This is a genomic window from Thalassospira sp. MCCC 1A01428 (assembly GCF_002115825.1).
GTDB lineage: Bacteria > Pseudomonadota > Alphaproteobacteria > Rhodospirillales > Thalassospiraceae > Thalassospira.
This window is the reverse complement of the sequence record NZ_JFJZ01000082.1, coordinates 1-9,214: the sequence shown is the minus strand read 5'-3', so window position 1 is coordinate 9,214 and position 9,214 is coordinate 1. Positions and strand designations below refer to the sequence as shown.

The 9,214-nt window shown below is 57.8% G+C and carries 9 protein-coding genes; 6 read left to right on the top strand and 3 right to left on the bottom strand.

Annotated elements, in window-relative coordinates; translation table 11 throughout:
• Nucleotides 1-240 precede the first annotated feature (240 nt).
• Nucleotides 241-552: a hypothetical protein gene (locus THS27_RS26770; protein ID WP_139835747.1), complete on the bottom strand. Its 312-nt coding sequence runs from the start codon at nucleotides 550-552 to the stop codon at nucleotides 241-243.
• 200 nt (nucleotides 553-752) lie between these two features.
• On the opposite strand from THS27_RS26770, the gene THS27_RS25200 reads away from it, so the two are divergent.
• Nucleotides 753-1,190, top strand: coding sequence for a MarR family transcriptional regulator (locus tag THS27_RS25200; RefSeq protein ID WP_085595627.1), 438 nt, complete (start codon nucleotides 753-755; stop codon nucleotides 1,188-1,190).
• Between the two features lie 593 nt (nucleotides 1,191-1,783).
• Here THS27_RS25200 and THS27_RS25190 read toward each other — a convergent pair.
• Nucleotides 1,784-2,218: a universal stress protein gene (locus tag THS27_RS25190; RefSeq protein ID WP_085595623.1), complete on the bottom strand. Its 435-nt coding sequence runs from the start codon at nucleotides 2,216-2,218 to the stop codon at nucleotides 1,784-1,786.
• Between the two features lie 182 nt (nucleotides 2,219-2,400).
• Between THS27_RS25190 and slyA the strand changes: the two genes are divergently transcribed.
• The 5 genes from slyA (at nucleotide 2,401) to THS27_RS25165 (ending at nucleotide 7,503) form a co-directional block, all read left to right on the top strand.
• Nucleotides 2,401-2,874, top strand: coding sequence for a transcriptional regulator SlyA (gene slyA, locus THS27_RS25185; protein WP_085595621.1), 474 nt, complete (start codon nucleotides 2,401-2,403; stop codon nucleotides 2,872-2,874).
• A 10-nt stretch (nucleotides 2,875-2,884) separates the two neighbouring features.
• The gene (locus THS27_RS25180) at nucleotides 2,885-4,075 is read left to right on the top strand and encodes an HlyD family secretion protein (RefSeq protein ID WP_168185009.1); all 1,191 of its coding nucleotides are present in this window, start codon (nucleotides 2,885-2,887) and stop codon (nucleotides 4,073-4,075) included.
• Nucleotides 4,068-5,699: a DHA2 family efflux MFS transporter permease subunit gene (locus THS27_RS25175; protein WP_085595619.1), complete on the top strand. Its 1,632-nt coding sequence runs from the start codon at nucleotides 4,068-4,070 to the stop codon at nucleotides 5,697-5,699. The genes THS27_RS25180 and THS27_RS25175 overlap by 8 nt, the downstream gene beginning before the upstream one ends.
• A 397-nt stretch (nucleotides 5,700-6,096) precedes the next feature.
• The gene (locus tag THS27_RS25170; RefSeq protein ID WP_085595617.1) at nucleotides 6,097-6,492 is read left to right on the top strand and encodes an ectoine synthase; all 396 of its coding nucleotides are present in this window, start codon (nucleotides 6,097-6,099) and stop codon (nucleotides 6,490-6,492) included.
• Between the two features lie 534 nt (nucleotides 6,493-7,026).
• Nucleotides 7,027-7,503 carry a hypothetical protein gene (locus tag THS27_RS25165; RefSeq protein WP_085595616.1) on the top strand — a complete coding sequence of 159 codons (477 nt, stop codon included), beginning with the start codon at nucleotides 7,027-7,029 and terminating at the stop codon, nucleotides 7,501-7,503.
• Nucleotides 7,504-8,102: 599 nt separating this feature from the next.
• Here the strand turns inward: THS27_RS25165 and THS27_RS25155 are convergent.
• Nucleotides 8,103-9,119: a Fe(3+) ABC transporter substrate-binding protein gene (locus THS27_RS25155; protein WP_085595613.1), complete on the bottom strand. Its 1,017-nt coding sequence runs from the start codon at nucleotides 9,117-9,119 to the stop codon at nucleotides 8,103-8,105.
• Nucleotides 9,120-9,214 lie beyond the last annotated feature (95 nt).

Below are 9,214 nucleotides of genomic sequence, written 5' to 3'. Positions count from 1 at the left end.
TAGCCGTGAGTGGACGCTTACTTGAAATCTGAAACCTTCACCATAAATCCTCCTGTAATCTTCACGCTGGTCCAATCTCCAACAAGATTGGCATTCAACCATTCGCAAAAAAGGGTGTAGGGAGACGGTAGTTTCATCCCTTTATTGTCAAATCGCTTCGTTTTCGGTAGGGCAGAAGCGACACTGCAAGTGAATGAATACGATTTCGGATGAGCAGACGTAAATTTGTTCCAGCTTAACTTAGCCATTAGGTTCCCCCAATCTGGAATCTGTTCGCGGATCGCCCTGTGCAGCATCTTCACGCAGCTTTTCGAGTGCTTCAGTGAACAGGTTTTGCAAACGCGCTTCATCCGTATGATCATCAAGTTCGATATCTGCCGCCCTATCATCCTTAAAACGCAATTCGGTTGAAAGCTTCCGCCACAGGGCTATCACGCCGTTCGCCCAATACTTTACGTTCCTCTCACTTACATGAGGGCTTTCAAAGGTGTGTTTCGCGATCCAGTGAATTTGAGGGTTGGCAGACAAACGTGAAAAATAGCCAAAAAACACTCTCAACCTATTGAACTACGGGTTTTTTGGTCACCCAGCCCCGAGTTCATGTCATTCTGACCGATAAGTGGAACTTGGCCTTGTTGTCGGCCTTGCAGACTCTACTCGACTGGGGACTGACCTTAGCGAATGCGGATTGCCTGGAAGACGCCGTGCCGAAGACCCGGCTGGTACTGAATTATCAATAGCAGGACAGCGGTATGGACCCACAAATCCCTCGAGATCAGTTTCCTTTCACCAGTGCTCGGGTGGCAAGGCGCTGGCGCAAGTTACTGGATGAGCGCTTGAAAGACCTTGGGGTTACCCAGGCTCGTTGGTTCACCATGGTCTGCCTGCCGCGTGGTGGTGGTGGAGTGACCCAGCGGGAGTTAGCCCACCTGATGACCATCGAGAATCCGACATTGGTCCGCCTGCTTGACAGCCTTGAGGAGCAGGGTCTGATTGAACGTCGGCATAGTGAGCGTGATCGGCGCGCCAGGCTGCTGTATCTTACCAATGCCGGTGAGCGCTTTATGAGCGATCTGAATGAGCGGGCGAATGTGTTGCGGGACGAGATGCTGAAAGGCATCGAAGACGAAGACCTGGAAGTCGCCCTGCGTGTTTTTGAGCAGGTTATGGAAAACGCGACCAGGAGGTGAAGCATGCTACCTAAGGATATCGTTGTCTTTCTTGAGGAGCCCGACCCTATGACCGACGACTGGCGATCGCCGCTGACATCGCCGCGTGCTGGAATGCCTGTCTGATAGCGGTGTTTGTGGCAACGCCACTGAGAGCGATGCCTCATGCGCACGCTGTGGCCGGCCCTGCCATGCGCGCCTTGCTCGAACAGCATCGAGTGCGTGTTCGGGACGCAGAGGCTCAGGTCAGGGAGCGCTTTGAAACAATGGTTCGCGCAAGGGGCATTAGCGCAGAGTGGCGCTTGTCCGAGAGCGAGTTAGCGGAGGAATTAATGCTACACGCGCGCTATGCAGGGCTGGCGTTGGTCCCTCCCTTCGAAAGCTCCCCCGAACCTTCCATGACGGTCAGGATGGCCGAGCATGTTATCTTCGGCTCTGGACGCCCGACTATACTCATTCCGGACGAATGGGCGGCCGGACGGATTGGACGACGTGTCGTTGTCGGTTGGAACGCTAGCCGGGAGGCAACACGAGCGGTCGGCGATGCGTTACCCTTTCTGGCCCAGGCCGAAGCAGTGACTTTGATGAAGACCCTGCGACATATTCCTTGACAACTACCGGTCCGCGACGGCCACCAGCAGGCTGCATGGCGCGTGGGCGAGCAGCGAAGCGCCGACGGAGCCGTGCCACCACCGGGCCAGCGCGCTCTGTTCGCGGTGACCGACCACGACCAGATCCGCGCCGACCTCGTGCGCCATTCGACCGATCTCCTCGGCGGGGTTGCCCGCGGCGAGGCGCGTGTCGACGGAAAGCCCTGCCCGCCGCAGCGCTTCCGCGCCCTCCGTCAGCACGCGGCGCACTTCCTGATATTCTCGCTCCGGCAGGTCTGAGGGGGCCGCCGCTTCAGCGAGCGCGACACCCAGTTCATGGGCGACGACGGCGAGGAGATAGACACGAGCCTGGCAAAGCGAAGCCAGCTCGGCCCCCTGATCCAGCGCCTCACGGCCTTGCCGGCTGCCGTCATAGGCTAGGAGGATCGTCCTGTACATCGTGGTGCTCCTTTCTGTGATCGGGATGGAACGCCTTTCCCGGCCCTCTGCTCTAGACAGTGCTGCCTTCGGGGGCTACATCCCTCGCCATTTGATACTTAGCTATCTATTGATTATAGTACAGCTTGATACTTAGCTATCTATTGATTATAGTACAGCTACATAATGATGCAGGCAATGAGATGACGAAGCCCCTCGACGATCAGGAACAATTCGGCCTTCGCCTCGGGCTGGTCGCCCGGCTGTGGCGCGCCGAAATCGACCGGCGGCTGGCCACCTTTGGCCTCACCGAGTCCCGCTGGTTGACCCTGTTACATCTCTCTCGCCTGCCCCAGGCGGCAACCCAGCGTGAATTGGCCGAGGCGGTCGGAGTGCGGGGGCCGACCCTGGTACGCACGCTGGACCGGCTGGAAGCCGAGGGGCTGATCGAACGCCGGACAGAAACCGCCGACCGGCGTACGAAATCGGTTCACTTGCGCGCGGAGGCCGCCCCCGTCCTGGAACGGATCGAAGCAACCGCAGCGGCGGTGCGCGCGGAAATCTTATCCGACATCACCAGTGACGAGGTGGCGACTTGCCTGAAGGTCTTGGAGCAGATCGCCGGGAAGCTGGGCGGCACCCCAAGGGCGATGCGGCCTGCGGACGAAGACCGATGAGGGGTAGGCCGTGGACCAGCATGTGACCCGTCTCGAACGCCAGGGCGACGATCCGGAAACCGATCTGCGCCCAGCCCCCGACAAGGAGACGGAGGCTGGGTCAGAGGCGGCTTCACCTCCTGCCCGCACCCGGCCATGGCGACTGTATGGCGCGATCCTGGCGGCGCTGATCGTTCTCGGAGGCGGCGGCTGGTGGTTGTATCAGCAGTTCACCCATGTCTTTGTGACGGACGCCCGTGTCGCCGCCGACATTGTTGCCATGAGCAGCCGGGTTCCCGGTTGGGTGACGGCGCTCGAAGTGACCGAGGGGGATGCCGCGCAGAGAGGCAGGGTTTTGATCCGGATCGACGACCGGGAAAGCCGCCTCCGCGTCGAGGAGCTTGCCGCGCAACTCGCCGGGATTGCCCGCCGCCGCGAGGAAATCGAAGCGCGCATCGCTCTCACCGACCGTCAGACGCAAAGTCGTATTACCGCCAAACAGGCAGCGGTGAGGGCTGCGGAGGCCGCGTTGGCAGGAGCGACGGCGCAACGCGATCTTGCCAGACAGGACAATGACCGGGCGGAGAAGCTGGCGCCTGGCGGCACCATCACCCGCGCGCGCCTGGACCAGACGCGGGCGGCGCTGGAGACGGCAAAACAACAGGCGTTGAGCGCCCAGGCGGACCTGGAAAATGCCCGCGCCGACCTTGCCGAGGCCGAAGCCGCGCGCGGGGAACTCACGGTGCTCCGCACCCAACTCGCCGAACTCGGCCCGGAGGAACAGCGGCTTCGTGCACAAAAGGCCCGGGCGGCGCTCGACCTCGAAGACCGCGCCATCGTCATGCCCTTTGACGGCGTTGTGGACCGGGTCTTCGTGGACAAGGGCGAATATGTCACCCCCGGCCAGCGCTTGCTGATGGTGCATGACCCGCAGCGGGTGCGCGTCGAGGCGAACGTCAAAGAGACCGACATCCGCTTCTTCCGGCCGGGAAAGACCGTGACGATCACTGTCGATGCCCTGCCGGGGCGGCGCTTTGAGGGCAGGGTCACGCGCGTCGGGCAGTCCGCCACCAGCGAGTTCGCCCTGCTGCCAAACCCCAACCCGAGCGGCAATTTCACCAAGATCACCCAGCGCCTGCCAGTGCGCATCGCGGTGCAGCAGGACGGCGGCGAACTCAAGCCGGGTATGATGGTGGAGCTGGAGGCCAAAGCCGGTGACTAGCGCGCCACGCCCGGACAGCATCGAGGGGCTGTTTGCCCGTTTCGGCCCGTCCTATCGCTGGCTGGTCACGGCGACGGTGATGATGGGCACCATCGCCACCATCCTGACCGCCACCATCGTCAATGTAGCCCTGCCGGATATCATGGGCGCTTTCGGCATGGGCCAGGACAAGGCGCAACTTCTCTCCACCGGCTTCCTCGCCGCGATGACCGGGACCATGCTGCTGAATGCCTGGATGGTCGAGACCCTCGGCCAGCGCGCGACCTTTATGCTGGCGCTAACAGTCTTTATCGCCGCCTCCGTCATGGGCGGGCTCGCCCCCGCCGAGGGCGTGCTGATCCTGGCCCGCGTCCTACAAGGCGGCGCGGCCGGCATCCTCCAGCCGCTCGCCATGCAGACGATCTTCCAGGTCTTCCCGCCGGAGAAACGCGGGTCGGCCATGGGAATTTACGGCATCGGCGTGGTGCTGGCCCCGGCTCTCGGGCCGACCTTAGGCGGGATCATGGTTGACAGTTTCAGTTGGCGGTATGTGTTCTTCATGGCCGTGCCGTTCTGCTTCATCGGCCTGTTTATGGCCACGATCTTCATGCCGGGGCGCGCAGCCTCGGGTCCGCCGCGCCGGTTTGACTGGATCGGCTTCGGACTGATGACCGTGTTCCTCGTGACCTTGCTCAACGGCCTGTCGAATGGACAACGTGACGGATGGTTCTCCGATTCCATCCTGCGCGACTTCGCCGTCGCCTTTATCTCGGGCATCGGCTTCATCGTCTGGGAACTGCGCACGCCCGCGCCCATGCTCAATCTCAAGCTCTTCACGAACCGGGTCTATGCGAGCGCGTCCGTCGTGGCCTTCATCTTCGGGGCGGGAATCTACGGTTCGACCTTCTTGATTCCGCTGTTCGCGCAGACGATCCAGGGCTACACGCCGACCCGCTCCGGCCTGCTGCTGATGCCGGCGGGGCTGATCCTGGCGCTCGTCTTCCCGATAGCCGGGCGTCTCACCGATAAGACGCCGGCGTATGTCATGGTCATGTTCGGCCTGGCGGTCTTCGCATTGTCATCGTTCCTGATGACCGGCGTCGATACCGATACCTCCTTCTGGCTGTTTGCCTGGTGGATCATGCTGGGCCGGATCGGGCTCGGCTTCATCATGCCGAGTCTGAACGCCGGCGCCCTCAAGGCACTGCCAATGACGCTGCTCGGCCAGGGCTCCGGCGCGATCAACTTCGTGCGCCAACTCGGCGGCGCCTTCGGCGTCAACCTGCTTTCCATCGCTCTGGAACGGCGGTCTCAGCTCTACGTGGACAGCTTCACGGCGGCGCAGCATGCAGGCAACAGCGCGACGGCCGATATGCTGCGCGAAGTAACCGGCTTGCTTGCACAGGCTGACGTGCCGGAAGCGATACGCCAGGCCGGAGCGATGAACTATCTTGGCCGCGTGATCTACAGCCAGGGCAACATGCTGGGGTACCGGGACAGCTTCTTTATCGTCGGCGCGATCTTCCTGGCCGCCCTTGTTCCGGCGCTGATGATGCGCCGGAGGTCCACGCCTCCGGCGCTGCAGGCAAGTGAGGCCATGCGTCACCCGCCATCGTCGCAGTACGCGATCCAGCAGAGTCGGTGACGCAAGTGTTCAGGGGCCACCTCACGAAACGGAAAATATCGTACGCTAAGCCTCTCGCGGCGTTCGGAGCGGCCACACCAGGCAGTGACAGCCGGGAAGCGCTGGAAAAGCCCGCCTGCGGGAGCGCTGGCGGGAACGGGAAGACAGCTGCGCAAGGGCGTCGAGGCGCTCTATCAACACCACCGTGTTGCCCACCAGGAAGCAGCCCTGAATTGACCTCACGACCACAACCTTCACCAGAGGGGAGCTGCAGAAGCTGGAGGCCCCGGTCCAAAGCGCCTTGGAGGGGTATAACCAGTGGCGGGAGGAAAGGGCCGCTTGAAATATATAGATGCCTAACGTTTATACTATAAGGTGTTTTAGCCCGATTCTGGCCAACCAATCATGAGATACGCCCATGAAAATCGTTAAAGTTCAGGACATCATTGGTACCGAGCGTGAAGTCAGCGACAAGCAGTGGACCAGTCGCCGTCTGCTGCTCAAGAAGGACGGAATGGGATTTTCCTTCCACGAAACCATCATCAAGGCAGGCTCCGAGCACACTTTCTGGTACAAGCACCACCTGGAAGCCGTTTACTGCGTTGCCGGTAACGGACACATCAAGGACCTCGCCACGGGTGAAGTTCACGAGATTACCGACGGTACCCTCTACGCCCTGAACAACCACGACAAGCACACCCTGTACGGTGGCACCGAGGACATGCGCCTGATCTGCGCCTTCAACCCGCCGGTGACCGGCCAGGAAGTTCATGACGAGGACGGCGCCTACCAGCCGGACAGCAACGATAACTGATCCGCCCTGATAGGGCGGCTGATCTGACCGCTGGCACACCCATGCCGGCGAGTCCCGATCTTGATGGCGCCACCACTGGCACGTTTGTCCGGCCTGCGCTTGGGCACTGGTACATAATGAGACGGGCTATGACCACAACATGGCTGCGGCTAGCATGTGAAGGCGTTATCGGAAGCACACAAGTACGTTAAACAGAGTTTCCACAGAGGTAGCCACCACCGCAATAGAGGAGGTTCATGTGCGAAATTCCGCGCTTTTCAAGGCAATACGGTAAGTCTGCTGTTCGGCCAAAGAAAAAGAGCCAGATTCCTTCCCGACATTCATTCTGCTGGTCTTATTGTTCTTCCGAGGGCTTGCCAAACAGTTACACCCTCCCCACCTCCAATAATCGCCTTGAGTGAAACAATTTGGGGAGGTCTGCAAGAAGCCAAATCAGTAATTTATCAAATGTCAGAAAAAATCACTACCTAACGCCTTCTCTGAATACGCCAATCCACGGAATTAATCTAAATATCCTATAGAAGGACTTAAGTGATGACTGCAAATACCGCTCAACCTGAGAAAAATGCCTATGAAAATTCTGACTTCGTACAGGCTGCTCAAGTTTTAGTTGGTGACCCGGAAGACAACGACGAAGACGACAGGAAAAATGACACTGAAGAAATGAGTGCCTTTGACGCGACAGAAGTGATTGAGCACGCACTACAAACCTCCGATCAGAAACATAACATTGCAGTATCCGCCGCTATTCGGTGGGTTGTCAATGGCCACCAAAATGCCTGCAAGGAAGCTGAAGCCATTCAAAACGGAGAAGATTTGGGCGGTTTCTATTCCAACTCTATTCAAATCACCAGCACGAAAGATTTCCATGATTCAGTTCTGGACAGAGCCAACAGTACTAAGGACGAAATAGCGAAACTTCAAGATGCTAATCCCACTGTTGATTTGTCACCATTTATGGATGGCGAATTCGTAGCTGACGAACACACAGGTACCGACGAAGAAGAGTGAGGGCCATTATCCTCAAACTCACTTCTTAAATTCACAAAGCCCTCGGACATTCCGAGGGCTTTGTCGTGAAATACTTATCTATAGAGGATTGCACTTATAATCCGTCAAACTTGCACTTATCGCGCTTTTCCGGCTCAGATTAAGTGATTTTATCGCCAGAGCCAAACTCACATTAACTGCGAATGTGATCAGATTATTTACCACCAGACCGCAATCATCACCGTGAAATCACATTATCTGCCACTGAAGATTATATCGACAATCCGGCCTGACGCATCATCTGCCCCAGTTCCTGGGTTCGTTCGGAATCCAAATGTACAGGTCAGTGAGGCCGCGGCAGAAGGTGGATCTGCGGCAACACAGGTTCTGGCGAGTGCCCGTGAACTGTCAAAATCGGCAAGCGATCTGCGAACACAGATGAGTACCTTTGTTGAAAAGGTTCGGGCAGCGTAACCCACCATCACAAATCGTGCCCTGTGCGTTGAAGATTGCCTACTCATTAAAGACAACGCTCAAAAGCCAGCATAGTAATGAAATGGAAACGGGCTTGGTTGATTGCACCAAGCCCGTTTCCGTTCGCTTTATTAGATTTCTGCAAGCTATTTGTTGTAACCGATCTCATCAACCATCTTGATCGCGTCCGGTGTCAGGCGTGCGATCTCTGCGAGGGAGATATCATCCGCCTTGAAGGTGCCCCAGGACTCGACGTTCTCTGCCCATTCAACGCCTGGCTTGACCGGGTATTCGTAGTTCACTTCGGCATAGATCTGCTGGGCAACGTCACCGGCAAGGAATTCCATCAGTTTGACAGCGTTTTCCTGGTTCGGTGCGCTTCTGATCAGGCTCATGCCGGAAATGTTCATCGACATGCCACGGCCATCTTGGTTCGGGAAGACGATGTTCACGGCTTCGGCCCACGGACGCTGTTCTTCGTTGTCCATCATCTTGCCGAAGTAATAGGTGTTACCGATTGCGATATCGCATTCGCCTTCCTTGATCGCCTTGACCTGACCACGGTCATTGCCCTGCGGCTTGCGTGCGAGGTTGTTTTTCAGACCTTCGAGCCACTCTTTGGCTTTTTCTTCGCCGTGAACGGCAATCATGGATGCGAACAGGGCGACGTTATAAACGTGCGTACCCGAACGGGTGCAAACCTTGCCTTCCCATTTCGGGTCCGCCAGATCTTCGTACGAGGAGATTTCACCCTCTGCGACGCGCTCTTTGGAGGCATAAATCGCACGACCACGCTGGGTCAGGGCAAACCAATGACCTTCGGGATCACGAAGGTGAGCCGGGATATTGGTCGACAACACGTCGTTGGAAACGGACGCAGTAACGCCGACATCAACCGCCTGCTGGATACGACTGATATCAACCGTCATCAGGATGTCTGCCGGGCTGTTGGCACCTTCCTGCTTGATACGCTCTACCAGACCTTTTTCGGCAAAGATCACGTTGACCTCAATACCGGTCTCGGCAGTGAAATTTTCAAACAGGGGCTCAACCAGAAATTCCTGACGCAGGGAGTATACATTGACTTCCTGGGCGCTGGCTGCGGTTCCGACGAAGGCAACTGCACCAAGTACAGCACCTCCAACAAACTTCCTGACATCCATCTCGGTATTTCCTCATTCATCATAAGATCAATATTATATGCAATTGACTTGCAGTATCGATTGCAGTTGATAAATTAGGCTCAGGACCTATTAAT

Excerpts from the sequence above, each read along its gene's own strand:
- THS27_RS25200 (WP_085595627.1), top strand. The coding sequence starts at position 753 with ATGGACCCACAAATCCCTCGAGATCAGTTTCCTTTCACCAGTGCTCGG.
- THS27_RS25190 (WP_085595623.1), bottom strand. The coding sequence starts at position 2,218 with ATGTACAGGACGATCCTCCTAGCCTATGACGGCAGCCGGCAAGGCCGT.
- slyA (WP_085595621.1), top strand. The coding sequence starts at position 2,401 with ATGACGAAGCCCCTCGACGATCAGGAACAATTCGGCCTTCGCCTCGGG.
- THS27_RS25170 (WP_085595617.1), top strand. The coding sequence starts at position 6,097 with ATGAAAATCGTTAAAGTTCAGGACATCATTGGTACCGAGCGTGAAGTC.
- THS27_RS25165 (WP_085595616.1), top strand. The coding sequence starts at position 7,027 with ATGACTGCAAATACCGCTCAACCTGAGAAAAATGCCTATGAAAATTCT.
- THS27_RS25155 (WP_085595613.1), bottom strand. The coding sequence starts at position 9,119 with ATGGATGTCAGGAAGTTTGTTGGAGGTGCTGTACTTGGTGCAGTTGCC.